Source organism: Streptomyces sp. NBC_01515, from assembly GCF_045040345.1.
Lineage (GTDB): Bacteria > Actinomycetota > Actinomycetes > Streptomycetales > Streptomycetaceae > Streptomyces.
This window is the reverse complement of the sequence record NZ_CP109416.1, coordinates 8236337-8251436: the sequence shown is the minus strand read 5'-3', so window position 1 is coordinate 8251436 and position 15100 is coordinate 8236337. Positions and strand designations below refer to the sequence as shown.

Annotated in this window: 15 protein-coding genes; 5 read left to right on the top strand and 10 right to left on the bottom strand. The window is 70.6% G+C overall.

What is annotated here, in order from left to right; genetic code table 11:
• Positions 1–10: 10 nt before the first annotated feature.
• The 3 genes from OG407_RS37325 to OG407_RS37315 all read right to left on the bottom strand — a co-directional run bounded on the left by OG407_RS37325 (position 11) and on the right by OG407_RS37315 (position 2595).
• Entirely contained in the window at positions 11–307 is a 297-nt protein-coding gene (locus OG407_RS37325; protein ID WP_005481602.1) for a DUF4193 domain-containing protein, read from the bottom strand.
• Between the two features lie 395 nt (positions 308–702).
• Positions 703–1935, bottom strand: coding sequence for a sensor histidine kinase (locus OG407_RS37320; protein ID WP_405864073.1), 1233 nt, complete (start codon positions 1933–1935; stop codon positions 703–705).
• Positions 1936–1941: 6 nt separating this feature from the next.
• A complete protein-coding gene (locus OG407_RS37315; RefSeq protein ID WP_019061062.1) occupies positions 1942–2595 on the bottom strand; it encodes a response regulator transcription factor in 654 nt (217 codons plus the stop codon).
• Between the two features lie 416 nt (positions 2596–3011).
• On the opposite strand from OG407_RS37315, the gene OG407_RS37310 reads away from it, so the two are divergent.
• A complete protein-coding gene (locus OG407_RS37310; protein WP_019061061.1) occupies positions 3012–3185 on the top strand; it encodes a hypothetical protein in 174 nt (57 codons plus the stop codon).
• A gap of 292 nt (positions 3186–3477) precedes the next feature.
• Here the strand turns inward: OG407_RS37310 and OG407_RS37305 are convergent, their stop codons facing one another.
• Complete coding sequence (locus tag OG407_RS37305; protein ID WP_405864071.1) at positions 3478–4293, bottom strand: inositol monophosphatase family protein; 816 nt, start codon at positions 4291–4293, stop codon at positions 3478–3480.
• A gap of 8 nt (positions 4294–4301) precedes the next feature.
• Positions 4302–5429 carry a ferrochelatase gene (locus tag OG407_RS37300; RefSeq protein ID WP_405864069.1) on the bottom strand — a complete coding sequence of 376 codons (1128 nt, stop codon included), beginning with the start codon at positions 5427–5429 and terminating at the stop codon, positions 4302–4304.
• Between the two features lie 245 nt (positions 5430–5674).
• Here OG407_RS37300 and OG407_RS37295 point away from each other — a divergent pair, with 245 nt between their 5' ends.
• A complete protein-coding gene (locus tag OG407_RS37295) occupies positions 5675–6919 on the top strand; it encodes an MFS transporter (RefSeq protein ID WP_405864067.1) in 1245 nt (414 codons plus the stop codon).
• Positions 6879–8198: a D-arabinono-1,4-lactone oxidase gene (locus OG407_RS37290; RefSeq protein ID WP_405864065.1), complete on the top strand. Its 1320-nt coding sequence runs from the start codon at positions 6879–6881 to the stop codon at positions 8196–8198. Before OG407_RS37295 ends, OG407_RS37290 begins: the two co-directional genes overlap by 41 nt.
• Here the strand turns inward: OG407_RS37290 and OG407_RS37285 are convergent.
• Positions 8122–8856, bottom strand: coding sequence for a hypothetical protein (locus OG407_RS37285; protein ID WP_405864063.1), 735 nt, complete (start codon positions 8854–8856; stop codon positions 8122–8124). The genes OG407_RS37290 and OG407_RS37285 overlap by 77 nt on opposite strands.
• A 481-nt stretch (positions 8857–9337) precedes the next feature.
• Between OG407_RS37285 and sepH the strand changes: the two genes are divergently transcribed.
• Complete coding sequence (gene sepH / locus OG407_RS37280; protein WP_405864061.1) at positions 9338–10363, top strand: septation protein SepH; 1026 nt, start codon at positions 9338–9340, stop codon at positions 10361–10363.
• A gap of 92 nt (positions 10364–10455) precedes the next feature.
• Here the strand turns inward: sepH and OG407_RS37275 are convergent, their stop codons facing one another.
• Positions 10456–11307 carry a sulfurtransferase gene (locus tag OG407_RS37275; protein ID WP_405864059.1) on the bottom strand — a complete coding sequence of 284 codons (852 nt, stop codon included), beginning with the start codon at positions 11305–11307 and terminating at the stop codon, positions 10456–10458.
• A 321-nt stretch (positions 11308–11628) separates the two neighbouring features.
• Between OG407_RS37275 and OG407_RS37270 the strand changes: the two genes are divergently transcribed.
• On the top strand, positions 11629–12432 hold the full coding sequence (locus OG407_RS37270; protein WP_405864057.1) for a VOC family protein: 804 nt from the start codon (positions 11629–11631) through the stop codon (positions 12430–12432).
• An 82-nt stretch (positions 12433–12514) separates the two neighbouring features.
• Here the strand turns inward: OG407_RS37270 and OG407_RS37265 are convergent, their stop codons facing one another.
• The 3 genes from OG407_RS37265 to OG407_RS37255 all read right to left on the bottom strand — a co-directional run bounded on the left by OG407_RS37265 (position 12515) and on the right by OG407_RS37255 (position 15067).
• On the bottom strand, positions 12515–13162 hold the full coding sequence (locus tag OG407_RS37265) for a thymidine kinase (RefSeq protein ID WP_403584251.1): 648 nt from the start codon (positions 13160–13162) through the stop codon (positions 12515–12517).
• Between the two features lie 64 nt (positions 13163–13226).
• Entirely contained in the window at positions 13227–14471 is a 1245-nt protein-coding gene (locus tag OG407_RS37260; protein ID WP_405864055.1) for an alkaline phosphatase family protein, read from the bottom strand.
• Complete coding sequence (locus OG407_RS37255) at positions 14471–15067, bottom strand: DUF5998 family protein (RefSeq protein WP_078652624.1); 597 nt, start codon at positions 15065–15067, stop codon at positions 14471–14473. The genes OG407_RS37260 and OG407_RS37255 overlap by 1 nt, the downstream gene beginning before the upstream one ends.
• Between the last annotated feature and the right edge of the window lie 33 nt (positions 15068–15100).

Sequence of the window (15100 nt, the reverse complement as noted above, 5' to 3'; positions counted from 1 at the left end):
CGACCCCTCCTCAGTCGCAGTCGCGGCAGATCGGCTGGCCGTTCTTCTCGCGGGCCAGCTGGCTGCGGTGGTGCACCAGGAAGCAGCTCATGCAAGTGAACTCGTCCTGCTGCTTGGGCAGCACCCGGACGGCCAGCTCTTCGTTCGAGAGGTCCGCTCCGGGCAGCTCAAGGCCCTCGGCGGCCTCGAATTCGTCGACGTCCACTGCGGAAGTCGACTTGTCGTTCCTACGCGCCTTGAGTTCTTCAAGGCTGTCCGAGTCGACGTCGTCGTCGGTCTTGCGTGGGGTGTCGTAATCCGTTGCCATGTCGCGCTCTCCCCCTCTGGGTGTCTGCGGTGTCTCCAGCGCACGTAACGCGTGAGAGGCCGGACTTGTGCCCGACCTGAGGCGGAGATTTTGCCTCACATCAAGGTCTGTTACTCAATCGACACCCAACCGGACCCCTCAAGAGTGATCGGCTTGGATGGCGAAGGGGACCGTACACGGTCCTTGTGCCGCTCTTCAAAGGCACCTCATCGTGTACTTCCCGTGATCAAGACCCCCGAAAACCCGGATTTTCCCGGCTTTCCGACAGGGTGCATGATCACGGAGAGTAGATGGCCTGAAAATCGCGCTTGTGATCGATCACACACGGGGTTGCCGAAGAAGCGGCCAGAAAATTCCGCGCAAAGCGAACATCGTCGTGTGTCGGCGACATGATCTCAGATGGGCAGGGTGACTCGCATCACGAGTCCACCCCCCTCACGCGGCTGGGCCGAGATATGGCCGCCGTGCGCCCGCGCCACGGACCGCGCGATCGACAGCCCCAGGCCCACACCCTTGTCGCTGCCGGTCCGCTCCGTACGCAGCCGCCTGAAGGGCTCGAAGAGGTTGTCGACCTCGTACGCCGGGACCACCGGACCCGTGTTCGAGACTATGAGCACCGCCTGGCCGTGCTGGACCTCGGTGGTGACCTCGACCCAGCCGTCCTCCGGCACGTTGTACCGCACCGCGTTCTGCACCAGGTTCAGGGCGATCCGCTCCAGCAGGACGCCGTTGCCCTGGACGACCGCGGGTTTCTGCTCGCCGCGGATCACCACGCCCTTGGCGGCCGCCTCGGCGTGCACCTGGTCGACGGCCTGCTCGGCGACCTCGGCGAGGTCCACGGGCTTGCGCTCCACGATCTGGTTGTCGCTGCGGGCGAGCAGCAGCAGACCCTCGACGAGCTGCTCGCTGCGCTCGTTGGTGGCGAGCAGTGTCTTGCCGAGCTGTTGCAGCTCCATGGGGGCGCCTGGATCGGACAGATGCACTTCCAGGAGCGTGCGGTTGATCGCCAAGGGGGTGCGCAGCTCGTGCGACGCGTTCCCCACGAAGCGCTGCTGTGCGGTGAAGGCCCGCTGCAGCCGCTCCAGCATCTCGTCGAAGGTGTCCGCGAGCTCCTTCAACTCGTCGTCCGGGCCGTCCAGTTCGATCCGCCGGGACAGGTCCGAGCCGGCCACCGCGCGGGCGGTGCGGGTGATGCGGCCGAGCGGCGAGAGCACCCGGCCGGCCATCGCGTAGCCGAAGGCGAACGCGATGATCGCGAGGCCGAGCAGGGTGAGGAGCGAGCGGCTGAGCAAGTTGTCCAGGGCGTGCTGCCGCTGCTCATTGACGCAGTTGCTCATCGCGCTGTTGAACACGTCGGGCGAGGCGCTCCCGGGCAGGTCGCAGATCGTGCTGGTGACCTTGCCCTCGGTGATCTTGAAGGGCAGGTCGCTGCCGACGTTCAGCGCCTGGGCGGCGAGCAGGTAGATGATCGACAGCAGCAGGATGCCGGCGATCAGGAACATGCCGCCGTACAGCAGCGTGAGCCTTATGCGGATGGTGGGTCGCAGCCAGGGGAACGGCGGTTCGGGCCTTCTGGGGTCCCACGTGGGCTTCGGGGGCGCCTGGGGAGGCGCGGGAGTCGTCGCCACGGTGGATCAGATCCGGTAACCGGAGCCGGGGACGGTGACGATGACCGGGGGCTCACCGAGCTTGCGGCGCAGGGTCATCACGGTGACGCGCACGACGTTGGTGAACGGGTCCGTGTTCTCGTCCCACGCCTTCTCCAGGAGCTGTTCCGCGGAGACGACGGCACCCTCGCTGCGCAGCAGCACCTCCAGGACGGCGAACTCCTTGGGCGCGAGCTGGACTTCCTTGCCGTCGCGGAACACCTCTCGGCGGTTCGGGTCGAGCTTGATGCCGGCGCGCTCCAGGACGGGCGGCAGCGGCACGCTCGTACGGCGTCCGAGGGCACGCACGCGTGCCGTCAGCTCGCTGAACGCGAAGGGCTTGGGCAGATAGTCGTCGGCGCCGATCTCCAGGCCCTCGACACGGTCGCTGACGTCGCCGGACGCCGTGAGCATCAGCACGCGGGTGGCCATGCCGAGCTCGACGATCTTGCGGCAGACATCGTCGCCGTGCACGAGCGGGAGGTCCCGGTCGAGGACGACCACGTCGTAGTCGTTGACGCCGATGCGCTCCAGGGCGGCCGCACCGTCGTACACGACGTCGACGGCCATGGCCTCCCGGCGCAGTCCGGTGGCCACCGCATCGGCGAGCAGCTGCTCGTCCTCGACGACGAGTACGCGCACGTCGCTTGTCCTTCCTCTGTCCACCCGCGTAGCGCGCCTCGGCGCACGCGGGCAGGGTCTTCGTGGCTGTGTGACCTCCATCCTGCCCTTTTCGGCCATAAGTCGGCTGTAAGGCGGCCGGGCGCGAGATGAAGGTCGGGTGTGAGGCCCGGGAATGCGGGATTTTCTCGGTGGGTTGAGGTTTCCACGGAAGGGAGCGGGGGGAGGACGGCTTTACACCCCGCGATCACGCTCTGCACGTGGCAAGCCACCTTGTGGTACGTCCAACCGCTTCCGCAGAGCGGGCGTGGGTGTCCGGCACCGTCGCCGCCCAGCCAGGGCAGCGCTGGGCACCCCATACCGCAGACGTGATCGCCCCTTCCGGACGGCACACCCCCGTGCCAAACGACCCACGACCCAGGACGAGGGGGCGCAGCATGGACGCATTCACCGCAGGACTTCTGCAGCGCATAAGGGCGACCGAGACCGACCTGACGCGGGCTCGTGACGAGGGCGACGACTTCCTCGTCGAGGTGGAACAGGCCGAGCTCGACGACCTGCGCCGCCTCGCCGCCGACCACGGTGTGGAGGTCGGCGCGACGAGCGTCTGATCAGTGCGAACAGCAGAAAAGCAGGCCCCTGGCGAATCCAGCGCCGGGGGCCTGCCGCTTTTCGCGCACCTCCCTTTGCTAGGTCGCCTTCGGGGCGCTGGAAGCCGGTGTCGAGAGCCCCACCGTGCTCGGCGCTGCGCGCCTCCGCGCGCTGGGGCTCTCGACACCGGCGCGCCCCTACGGCTCCCTCTCGGCCGTCCACGTGGGGAAAGTGGGACTTGGTGGGCCCGCACCGTCGGACTCCGCTTCGCCGTTCGTTTTCCTGAGCGTCAGCTGTGTGGTTCCGTGAGCGTCAGTCGTGCCACGCCCCGAAGTCCTCCAACAGCCGCTGGAGGGGCTCGAAGACGCCCGGGGTGCCCGCGATCGCCAGATCGCGTGCGGGGCGTTCTCCGGGGCGTCCACCGGTCAGGGCGCCCGCCTCACGGGCGATCAGGTCCCCGGCCGCGAGGTCCCACGGGTTCAACCCCCGCTCGTAGTAACCGTCCAGGCGCCCCGCGGCCACGTCGCACAGGTCGACCGCCGCCGAACCGCCCCGCCGGATGTCACGCAGCAACGGGATCAACTTCTGGGCCACGTCGGCCTGGTGGGCGCGGACCTCGGTGACGTAGTTGAAGCCGGTCGAGACCAACGCCTGCTCCAGGGGTGCCGCGGGGCGGCAGGCGAGACGGCGTTCGCCCTCCCACGCGCCCGTGGCCCACGCCCCGCCGCCGAGCACCGCGTGGAACGTCTCGCCGCGCATCGGGACCGCGACGACCCCGGCGACGGTCTCGCCGTCCAGCTCGGCCGCGATGGAGACCGACCAAGTGGGCAGTCCGTACAGGTAGTTGACCGTGCCGTCGAGCGGGTCGATGACCCAGCGGACGCCGCTGGTGCCCGTGACGGAGGCGCCCTCCTCGCCCAGGAAGCCGTCGTCGGGGCGCTGTTCGGAGATCAGGTCGGTGATCAGCTTCTCGGCCGCGATGTCCATCTCGGTGACGACGTCGATCGGGCTGGACTTCGTGGCGGCGACCGCGAGGTCGGCCGGGCGTCCGTCCCGGAGCAGGGCGCCCGCCTTGAAAGCGGCCTCCTGGGCGAGTGCGAGCAGTTCCTGGTGCAGGGGGTCGGTCACGGCGCTCCTCAGGCGTAGGGGCTGTCGGCGCCCGCGGCGGCGGGGCGGGGGGCGCGGGCCGGGCAGCAGCCCACCGGGCAGAGGTTGCGGCCGGCGCCGAGCGCGCCCAGGGCGCAGGGCGTGACCTGGTGCCCGCTCTCTACGGCGGCGCGCTCCAGGACCAGCTCGCGGATCGCGGCGGCGAAGCGCGGGTCGGCGCCCACGGTGGCCGACCGGCGTACGGGCAGGCCCAGTTCGGCGGCCTTGGCCGTGGCCTCCGTGTCGAGGTCGTAGAGGACCTCCATGTGGTCGGAGACGAAACCGATCGGTGCCATGACGATCGCCGGGGCACCGGAGGCGTGACGTTCCTCCAGGTGGTCGCAGATGTCGGGCTCCAGCCACGGGATCTGCGGGGCGCCGGAGCGGGACTGGTAGACGAGCTGCCAGGGGTGGTCGACGCCGGTGCGCTCGCGGACGGCGTCGGCGACCAGCCGGGCCACGTCCAGGTGCTCCTCGACGTACGCCCCGCCGTCCCCGTGGTCCTCGACCGGGCCGGAGCCGTCGGCCGCGGCGGTCGGGATGGAGTGGGTCGAGAAGGCGAGGTGCGCGCCGTCCCGGACGTCCTCGGGGAGGTCGGCGAGGGACTCGATCACCCCGTCGATCATCGGCTCCAGGAAGCCGGGGTGGTTGAAGTAGTGACGCAGCTTGTCGACCTTCGGGAGGTCGAGACCCTCGGCCTCAAGGGCGGCCAGGGAGTCCGCGAGGTTCTCCCGGTACTGGCGGCAGCCCGAGTACGAGGCGTAGGCGCTGGTGGTGAGGACCAGGATGCGGCGGCGGCCGTCGGTGACCATCTCGCGCAGGGTGTCCGTGAGGTACGGGGCCCAGTTGCGGTTGCCCCAGTAGACCGGCAGGTCCAGGCCGTGGTCCGCGAAGTCCTTGCGGAGGGCGTCCAGGAGGGCGCGGTTCTGGTCGTTGATCGGGCTGACCCCGCCGAACAGGAAGTAGTGCTGCCCCACTTCCTTGAGGCGTTCCTTGGGGATGCCGCGCCCACGCGTCACGTTCTCCAGGAACGGAACCACGTCGTCCGGGCCTTCGGGGCCGCCGAACGAGAGCAGGAGGAGGGCGTCGTAGGGGGTGGCATCGAGCACGTCTGGCATGCCTCCGATCCTGCCACCCGCCACTGACAGCCGGGAAACGGCGGGGTGCCGGACGGGGGTCGGGACGGAGATCCGCTGGGGGATCGGGGCGGAGATCCAGGCGCCTCACGGGCGGGTGCATCCGGCCCGACCTGCTCGTAAGCTGTATCAGCCGCATTCGCACCTTACCGAGCCGTCGCTGCCCCTCACCGAGCCGTGACGGCTCCCCCCGAGCCGCCCCCGCTCCTTCCCGACCGGAGACCCCCGTGCCCAGCCCCTATCGCGCCCTGTTCGCCGCACCCGGCTCCAAGGGCTTCTCCGCCGCGGGGTTCCTCGGCCGTATGCCCCTGTCGATGATGGGCATCGGCGTGGTCACGATGATCTCCCAGATCAACGGGCGCTACGGGCTCGCGGGCGCCCTGTCGGCGACCATCGCGCTGGCCGCCGCCGCGATCGGGCCGCGGATCTCGCGCTGGGTCGACCAGTACGGGCAGCGGCGGGTGCTGCGTCCGGCGACGCTCGTCGCGCTGACCGCGGCGGCCGGGCTGCTGCTGGCCGCCCGCTTCGAGTGGCCGGACTGGGTGCTGTTCGTGTGCGCCGCCGGGATCGGATCGGTGCCGAGCCTGGGGGCGATGGTCCGCGCGCGCTGGGCGGCCGTGTACCGGGGCACCCCGCAACTGCACACCGCGTACTCCCTGGAGTCCGTGGTGGACGAGGTGTGCTTCATCTTCGGGCCGATCATCTCCATCGGGCTGTCCACGGCGTGGTTCCCGGAGGCCGGTCCCCTGCTCGCCGCCTGCTTCCTGGCGGTCGGTGTCTTCTGGCTGACCGCCCAGCGCGCCACCGAGCCCGCGCCGCATCCACGCGCGCGTGGCGAGAAGGGCGGTGGTTCGGCGCTGCGGACCGCCGGTCTCCAGGTGCTGGTGGCCACCTTCGTGGCGACCGGGGCGATCTTCGGGGCGGTCGACGTGGTCACCGTGGCGTTCGCCGACGAGCGGGGTCACAAGGGCGGCGCCAGTGTGGTCCTCGCGCTGTACGCGGCGGGCTCCTGCGCGGCGGGAGTCGTGTTCGGGCTGATGCGCTTCCGGGGAGCCCCCGAACGTCGGTGGCTGCTGGGCATATGCGCGATGGCCGTGAGTATGATCCCCCTCCTACTGGTCGGAAACTTGCCGCTTCTGGCCGTGGCGCTGTTCCTTGCGGGCCTGTCCATCGCACCCACGATGATCACGACGATGTCCCTCATAGAAGAGCACGTACCTCGCGCGAAGCTCACCGAGGGCATGACCTGGGTGAGCACCGGCCTGGCGGTCGGGGTCGCGCTCGGCTCCTCCGTCGCCGGCTGGGTGATCGACGCAGCCGGCGCGCGTGCGGGGTACGGGGTTCCGGTCGTCGCCGGTGCCGTCGCGGTCGTGGTGGGTTTCCTCGGGTACCGCCGGCTCAGCAGACCGGCACCGGGTCGGGGAGGCACCGTTGAGCACCACAGCGAGCGCGAAGAACGGCACGTGGCGTAACTGGGGCGGTACGGTCGCGTCGCGGCCCGCGCGGGAGGTCACGCCCGCCTCCGTGGAGGAACTGGCCGCGGCCGTACGGAGGGCCGGCGAGGACGGTCTGACCGTGAAGGCCGTCGGCAGCGGGCACTCCTTCACGTCGATCGCCGCCACGGACGGCGTGTTGATCCGCCCTCAACTGTTGACCGGGATCCGCAACATTGATCGTGATGCCTTGACGGTCACGGTCGAGGCGGGCACCCCGCTCAAGAGACTCAACACGGCTCTCGCGCGCGAGGGTCTGTCGCTCACGAACATGGGCGACATCATGGAGCAGACGGTCTCGGGCGCGACCAGCACCGGCACGCACGGCACCGGCCGCGAGTCGGCCTCGATAGCCGCCCAGATCAAGGGACTTGAGCTGGTCACGGCGGACGGCTCGGTGCTCACCTGCTCCGCGAAGGAGAACCCTGAGGTCTTCGCGGCCGCCCGCATAGGCCTCGGCGCCCTGGGCATCGTCACCGCGATCACCTTCGCCGTGGAGCCCGTCTTCCTGCTCACGGCCCGCGAGGAGCCGATGACCTTCGACGAGGTCACCGGACGCTTCGACGAACTCTGGGCCGAGAACGAGCACTTCGAGTTCTACTGGTTCCCGCACACCGCGAGCACCAACACCAAGCGCAACAACCGCAGCGCGGGCCCGGAGCAGCCGGTGGGCAAGGTGGCCGGCTGGTTCGAGGACGAGTTCGTCTCCAACGGCCTCTGGCAGGTGGCCAACATGGTCGGCCGCGCGGCACCCGCGACCATCCCGACCATCGCCCAGATCTCCACCCGGGCCTGGTCCACGCGGACGTACACGGACATCCCCTACAAGGTCTACACATCGCCCCGCCGGGTGCGGTTCGTGGAGATGGAGTACGCCGTCCCGCGCGCGGCCCTGGTGGACACGCTGCGCGAACTCAAGGCGATGGTCGACCGTTCGGACTTCAGGATCAGCTACCCGGTGGAGGTCCGCACCGCCCCGGCGGACGACATCGCCCTGTCCACCGCCTCCGGCCGGGACAGCGCCTACATCGCCGTGCACATGTTCAAGGGCACGCCCTACCAGGCTTACTTCACCGCCGCCGAGCGCATCCTCACCGCGCACGAGGGCCGGCCGCACTGGGGCAAGGTGCACACCCGGGACGCGGAGTACTTCGCCGGGGTCTATCCGCGCTTCGGCGAGTTCACGGCGTTGCGGGATCGGCTGGATCCTGACCGCCGGTTCCAGAACGACTACTTGCGGAGGGTGCTGGGTCAGTAGCCGACGTGCTCGGCGCGGGGGTCGGCGTACCGCCGCCGTCCGAAGCGCTGGGCGTCGGCGTCGGACTCGACGTCGTACCACCGCCGTTGGACGGTGTACCGCCGTCGGTCGAGCCGGATGACGTCTCCGGGTCGGCCGACGGGTCGTTCGTGGAGCCGGACGGGGAATCGGCCGGACTCGGCCCGTCGTCACCGGACTTCGGGGACGAGGACGTGTCGTGGCCGGTGACGGCGGCGCTGACCGTGGTCCCCTTGCCGCCGCTGAAACTGTCGCCGGACACCAGCTCGTAGACGGTGATGCCGGTCATGGTGACCCCGAAGACGAGGGCCGCGGCGAGCAGCGGGCGCCGCCAACTGCCCACCCGCGCGCGGTAGACCGTGCCCTCCGTGAACTCCCCTGGGCGAGCGGGAGTCCGTTCCGCCTCCTTGGAGGTGACGGTCGCCTCCCGGAGCTGTGCTCCGGTGCGGCTGAAGAAGTGCTGGAAGACGGTGCCTCCGGAGGTGGCTATCGCGCTCACGACGCCGGCGCCGAGGATCGTGCCGTAGACCCCGAAGTAGGAGGCGAGTTTGGCGGCCACCACCGCCGCCACCGCACTGCCGGCGACTTGAGGGACGCTCAGATCGATCCGCTTCTTGCTGACATCGGGCCTTGCGCGCATTCCGGGACCTAGCCTCGCTTTCTCGCATTTTCTCGTACCTGATCAACTATCCGTACGACAAAGGGACGTACGGCCGAAACCAATAGTTCCGTTTCCGGCTATTGCGTGAAGTACGCCACTTTCAAGATCGCCCGAACCCCGCTCCGGGCCGCCAAGTCCCGCCCCCCACAAGAAGTTGGGCGGCGTGCCAATCCACGCACGTGGTCCAAATGGAGTACTGTTGCGAGCCCTGGGTGCGGTCTCCTGCCAGGGCGTCCGCGGCCTCAATGGACCGCCCAGAGGGGGCCAGTTGCACAGGGTGACGTAGTTGGTCACTTAGCGTTGCGAATAGGTAACCGTGCCATAACGGCGAGTCAGGACCCGTACCCGACACGCCGGGCAACTCGGCAAGGTTGTGGCAGGCTGCACCCGGGCAGGCCACACTCGACTAGCGGAAGCAGCGACGCACGTGACGTCGGCAGGCACCACCCGGGAGGTCCCCATGCCCGAACTGCGTGTCGTGGCCGTCTCTAACGACGGCACACGGCTGGTGCTGAAGGCTGCGGACAGCACGGAGTACACGCTTCCGATTGACGAGCGTCTGCGCGCCGCGGTACGCGGCGACCGTCCCCGCCTCGGCCAGATCGAGATCGAGGTGGAGAGCCATCTCCGCCCCCGAGACATTCAGGCACGTATACGTGCCGGCGCCTCCGCGGAGGAAGTCGCCCAACTAGCCGGTATCCCCGTCGACCGAGTACGGCGCTTCGAGGGCCCCGTCCTCGCGGAGCGCGCCTTCATGGCCGAGCGGGCCCGGAAGACCCCGGTCCGCCGCCCCGGCGAGAACGCGGGACCCCAGCTCGGCGAGGCCGTCCAGGAGCGACTGACGCTGCGCGGCGCCGCCAAGGAGACCGTCCAATGGGACTCCTGGCGCCGCGACGACGGCACCTGGGAAGTCCTGCTCGTCTACGTCGTCGCGGGCGAACCGCACTCGGCGAGCTGGACGTACGACCCGCCCCGGCGGCTCGTCCAGGCCGTCGACGACGAGGCGCGCTCGCTGATCGGCGAGTCCGACGACCTCTCCGTGACACCTGAACCCAGCTTCCCGTTCGTGCCGCGGATCGCCCGGCTGCCCCGCGACCGCCCGCTGGACCGTGCCCTGGAGCGCCCGGAGCGTCCCGCGCTGCCGTCGCCCGAGCCGGTCGAGGAGAGCGAGCGCGACTCGCTGACCAGCCTCCTGGAGGCGGTACCGAGCTTCCGCGGCGACATGGTGGTCCCCGAGCGCCCCTCGGAGCCCCCGGAGGAGCCCGCCGTAGAACCGGAAGAGGAGGAGCCCCCGGCTCCCGCGGCCTCGGCCGGTTCGGCGTACGCGGACGTCCTGATGCCCCGCTCCGTAGGGGCCCATCGCGACCGTCTCATCGGCTCCACCGACCGCCAGGCCGAGGCGGACGGCGTCCGTCCGGGCCGTAGAGCGGCCGTTCCGAGCTGGGACGAGATCGTCTTCGGGACGCGCAGGAAGAAGCAGGAGTAGCAGGACAGTTGCTCGTACGCGGGGGCCCGCAGCCGATTCGGTTGCGGGCCCCCGTCGTCGTACGGAATACGGCTACTACGGGTGTACGGGTACTACTGGGGGTCCGGGCCCACCGCCACCGGCCGCTCCGGGTCCGAGGACCACTCCGACCAGGAGCCTACGTAGAGCGCGGCCGGAATCCCGGCGACCGCCAGGGCCAGTACCTCGTGGGCGCCCGAGACGCCGGAGCCGCAGTACACGCCGACGCCCGAACCCTCCGTAGCGCCAAGGGACTTGAAGCGGGCGGCCAGGCGCTCCGGCAGGAGGAAGCGGCCGTCCGGGCCCACGTTCTCGTTGGTCGGTGCGGACAGGGCGCCCGGGATGTGGCCGCCGACGCGGTCGATGGGCTCCACCTCGCCCCGGTAACGCTCCCCCGCGCGGGCGTCGAACAGGACGCCGGTGCGGGCGAGGGCGGCGGCTCCGTCGGCGTCCAGGAGCTCCACGGCGCCCGGTTCCGGAGTGAAGTCGCCCTCGGCCGGTGTCGGTGCGGTCGTCTCCAGAGACCCCTCCCAGGAGGGAAGCCCGCCGTCGAGGACCCGCACGTCCGGGTGACCCGTCCAGCGCAGCAGCCACCACGCGCGTGCCGCCGCCCAGCCCTGGCCGCCGTCGTACACGACGACCGGGCGGCCGTCCGACACGCCCGCGTGGCGCATCGCGGCGCCGAAGCGCGCGGTGTCCGGCAGGGGGTGGCGGCCGCGGGCACTGGGGGCCGAGGCGAGTTCCTGATCGAGGTCTACGTAGACGGCACTTGGGATGTGCCCGGCCGCGTACTCGGCGCGGCCGTCGAAGGGCGGCTCACCTGCGGCCTTCGCGACGCTGAGCTGCCAGCGGACGTCGAGCAGGACCGGCGGGTTCGTCCCGGCCATATCGCTCGCCAGTTCGGATGCGGAGATGATGGCGTTCATGGTCACCATCCTCGCGCAAGGGGTGGCCGTCGCGTCCAGGTCCGACTACTGTGCTCGGCCGGACAGCCTCGATCACGAGGCGTACGGGAACGAGCACATGCTGTACAGCTGATGGACGCCCCTCGGCAATCATCCGGAAACGGGCGAGTGGCCGCAGATCGGTCATCCTCTCCACGTGAGCCGCCCGTCGACGGCGCGGCCGGGGCGCGGTGCGTCACGGGGGGTGCGAGCATCGGCACGGGGCGTGCACGCGGCTGCGGCACGCGGATCCGCACTGCGGAAGCGATACGGCCTCCGCGAGGGGCCTAGGAGAAGGTGACGATGACCGAGGCACGGGGGTCGGCCGGCCTGAACGGCGACACGCACACTCGGCGTACGCAGGGCGCGCCCTGCTGGGTGAGTCTGATGGTGCACGGGATGGCCACGACTCAGGAGTTCTACGGAGAGCTGTTCGGTTGGGAATTCCAACCCGGTCCCCAGCAGCTCGGCCCCTACGCGCGGGCCCTGCTGGACGGGCAGGAGGTGGCCGGCATCGGGCAACTGCCGCCGGACCGGCATCTGCCCATCGCGTGGACGCCGTATCTCGCCTCGGACGACGTCGACCAGACGGCCGAGACGGTACGGATGTGCGGCGGCACGGTCGGGGTGGGCCCCCTGGACGCGGCCGAGGCAGGCCGGCTGGCGATCGGCTCCGATCCGTCGGGGGCGGTCTTCGGCATCTGGCAGGCCTCCGACCACCTCGGCACGATCCTCACCGGCGTCCCCGGCACACCCGCCTGGAACGAACTGCTGACCTCCGAGACCGCGAGCGTCGCCAAGTTCTACGAGGCGGTGTTCGGCTACGAGGAGGTACCGGTGGCCTCCGCCGACCTCGACTACGTCACCCTGTACCTGGACGGCCTCCCGGTCGCCGGCATCCACGGCGTCGGCACGGCCCTGCCCCGCGACCGGGGCCCGCACTGGATGACGTACTTCGAAGTCGCGGACACGGACGAGGCCCTGCGCCGCGTCACGGACCTCGGCGGCCACACCCTCGAACCACCCCACGACAGCCCCCACGGCCGTGTGGCGACGGTCGCGGACCCCGAGGGCGCGATGTTCTCGGTGATCGAGGGGCCGCGGTAGCCCTACGGGTCGCTTCGGGTGCGGTGCGGGCAGTTCGACAGTGCAGCCGGACGGCGTCGGCGAGCAGCAGGTGCCCCGAGCCCTACGCCGACGTCATCGGCAGCACATCCGGTGACAGCACCGCCGCCCGCGCCGTAGCCGCCGTCATGCGCCGCCGGTGATGGCGGCGGCACAGGACCTCGTAGCCGACCGCCTCCGCCTGGTTGACGTCGCCCACGACGACCTGGGCGCCCTCGACGACCATTTCGCCGCCTATCGTGCGGGCGTTGTGGGTGGCGCGGGCGCCGCACCAGCAGAGGGCCTCGACCTGGAGGACCTCGACGCGGTCGGCGAGTTCGACCAGGCGCTGGGAGCCGGGGAAGAGCTTGGAGCGGAAGTCGGTCGTGATGCCGAAGGCGTAGACGTCGAGGCTCAGGTCGTCGACCACGCGCGCGAGTTGGTCGATCTGTACCGGTGCCAGGAACTGTGCCTCGTCGGCGATGACGTAGTCCGCGCGGCCGCCCTGGGAGAGGTGGTCGACGACGTACGCGTAGAGGTCCTGCTCGTCCTCGACCTCCACCGCGTCGGTGACGAGGCCGAGGCGGGAAGAAAGCTTTCCCTCGCCCGCGCGGTCGTCCCGGGTGAAGATCATCCCCGCCAGGCCGCGTGCCGAGCGGTTGTGCTCGATCTGGAGCGCCAGGGTCGACTTCCCGCAGTCCATCGTTCCGGAGAAGAACACCAGCTCGGGCATGGGGAGTTGAGCACCTTTCGGCGGAGAGGGGCAGCAGCAGGAGGGTGCGGGGGACGGAGGGACCTCAGGAGCGTACTTCGAGCAGGGGGACCAGCTGCTCGGCAGGGGTCATCGAACCGTGGTTGCCGACCATCGCCGACTCCTTCGGCTCGCGCTCGGACGCGATGATCAGGACGTCGTCCCGGGCCGCCGCAATCACGTCGCCGAGGCGGTCGTAGACGCGCTCGTCGATGTGCGGGCCGAACCAGCCCGCCGCGATCGCCTCGTCCCGCGAGGCCACCCAGAACTGCTCGCCGAGGACCTCGCGCCAGCAGGTCAGTACGTCGCTCTCGGCGCCGCGCACCGCGTACACGTGGCGGGCGCGGCCCTCGCCGCCGAGGAGGGCGACGCCGGCGCGCAGCTCCCAGTCCGCGTCGAAGTCGATGCGGTGCTCCTCGTCGAAGGGCACGTCGATCATGCCGTGGTCGGCGGTGACGTACAGCGCGCTGCGCGGCGGCAGTTGCCCGGCGAGGCGCTGGACGAGCCGGTCGACGTACATGAGTTGGCCGCGCCAGGTGTCGGAGGCGACGCCGTGGCGGTGGCCGGCGCCGTCGAGTTCGGCGTAGTACGTGTACACCAAGGAGCGGTCCCCTGCGGCCAGTTGCTCGGCCGCGAGGTCCATGCGCTCCTCGCCGGTCAGCCGCCCGTGGAACGTGCCGCCACTGAGCGCGACCTTGGTCAGCGGGGTGTTCTGGAAGGTGGGCGAGGAGACCTGCGCGGCGTGCACGCCCGCGTCCTGGGCCAGCTGGAAGATCGTGGGGTACGGCTGCCAGACCCCCGGCTTGGTCCACGGCTGCCAGCGCAGCTGGTTCATCAGCACGCCGGTGTCCGGGTTGCGCACGGTGTAGCCGGGCAGACCGTGGGCGCCGGGCGGCAGGCCGGTGCCGACGGAGGCGAGGGAGGTCGCGGTGGTCGCCGGGTAGCCGGCGGTGAGCGGGCGTCCGGTGCCGCCGCGCGAGCTGCCGAGGAGTGCGTGCAGGTACGGCGCCTCGTCGGCGTGGTCCTTGATCTGCTCCCAGCCGAGGCCGTCGATCAGAAAGACGCAGTTGCGGTCGGCCGGGGTCAGCTCCGGGATCGCCGCGGTCGTACCGGGTACGCCCATGCCCGCGGCCAGCGTGGGCAGCAGGTCGGCGAGGGAGCCGGAGCCGTACTCGGGGACGGGCGCGGACTCGACGGCGAGGGGCTCGGGGTGGTCCCAGGTGGCGGAATCAGGAGGGGTGGGCGCGGAGCGCCCTCGATCATGGGCGGCGGGGGGAGACGGGTGGGACATCAGCGGGGAACGTCCGCGGTCGCCTCGGAGAGCGACTGCGCGAAGGCGAGGGTCTGCTGGACCGTCTCCGGGCCGTCGCCGGCCTCGCTGACGCGCAGGCTCAGGTCGTCCGCCGTCGAGTTGCCCGTGTAGCCGTGGTCCGCCTCGCAGTTGGGGTCGCCGCAGGCGGCCGGCTCCAGGTCGATCCGGGCGACGGCACCCCAGCCGATGGTCAGCACGACCTCGCGCGGCAGCGTGCCCGGCGTGTACGACTCCGGGTTGGCGACCACGCGGCTGAGCACCACGGACGAGATCCGGCCGAGCTTCACGGACTCCGTGGACGTCGTCGCGTACGGCGTCGGGGAGGTGCTGTCGGCGGCCTGCTCGTCGGTGTGGCTGACGATGAAGCGGTTGCCGGTGAGGACGAGCACGGTCACATGCCGGCGCACCTCGTTCTGGTCGAACGTGGTCTCCTGGTGGACCAGGAACGACCGGATCGGCTCGCCGCCGACGGCGGCCTCCACCGCCTCGGCCACGAGGGCCGGGTAGTAGCCGCTGCGCTCGATCGCCGCACGCAGCCCCTGGGTCGTCGTACTGGTCTTGGCCATGACGTCCATCCTACGGTGGCGCACTGACTGCGAGGCACCGCC

Excerpts from the sequence above, each read along its gene's own strand:
- OG407_RS37255 (WP_078652624.1), bottom strand. The coding sequence starts at position 15,067 with ATGGACGTCATGGCCAAGACCAGTACGACGACCCAGGGGCTGCGTGCG.
- OG407_RS37285 (WP_405864063.1), bottom strand. The coding sequence starts at position 8,856 with ATGCGCGCAAGGCCCGATGTCAGCAAGAAGCGGATCGATCTGAGCGTC.
- OG407_RS37265 (WP_403584251.1), bottom strand. The coding sequence starts at position 13,162 with ATGCCCGAGCTGGTGTTCTTCTCCGGAACGATGGACTGCGGGAAGTCG.
- OG407_RS37275 (WP_405864059.1), bottom strand. The coding sequence starts at position 11,307 with ATGAACGCCATCATCTCCGCATCCGAACTGGCGAGCGATATGGCCGGG.
- OG407_RS37310 (WP_019061061.1), top strand. The coding sequence starts at position 3,012 with ATGGACGCATTCACCGCAGGACTTCTGCAGCGCATAAGGGCGACCGAG.
- OG407_RS37270 (WP_405864057.1), top strand. The coding sequence starts at position 11,629 with ATGACCGAGGCACGGGGGTCGGCCGGCCTGAACGGCGACACGCACACT.
- OG407_RS37325 (WP_005481602.1), bottom strand. The coding sequence starts at position 307 with ATGGCAACGGATTACGACACCCCACGCAAGACCGACGACGACGTCGAC.
- OG407_RS37260 (WP_405864055.1), bottom strand. The coding sequence starts at position 14,471 with ATGTCCCACCCGTCTCCCCCCGCCGCCCATGATCGAGGGCGCTCCGCG.
- sepH (WP_405864061.1), top strand. The coding sequence starts at position 9,338 with ATGCCCGAACTGCGTGTCGTGGCCGTCTCTAACGACGGCACACGGCTG.
- OG407_RS37300 (WP_405864069.1), bottom strand. The coding sequence starts at position 5,429 with ATGCCAGACGTGCTCGATGCCACCCCCTACGACGCCCTCCTCCTGCTC.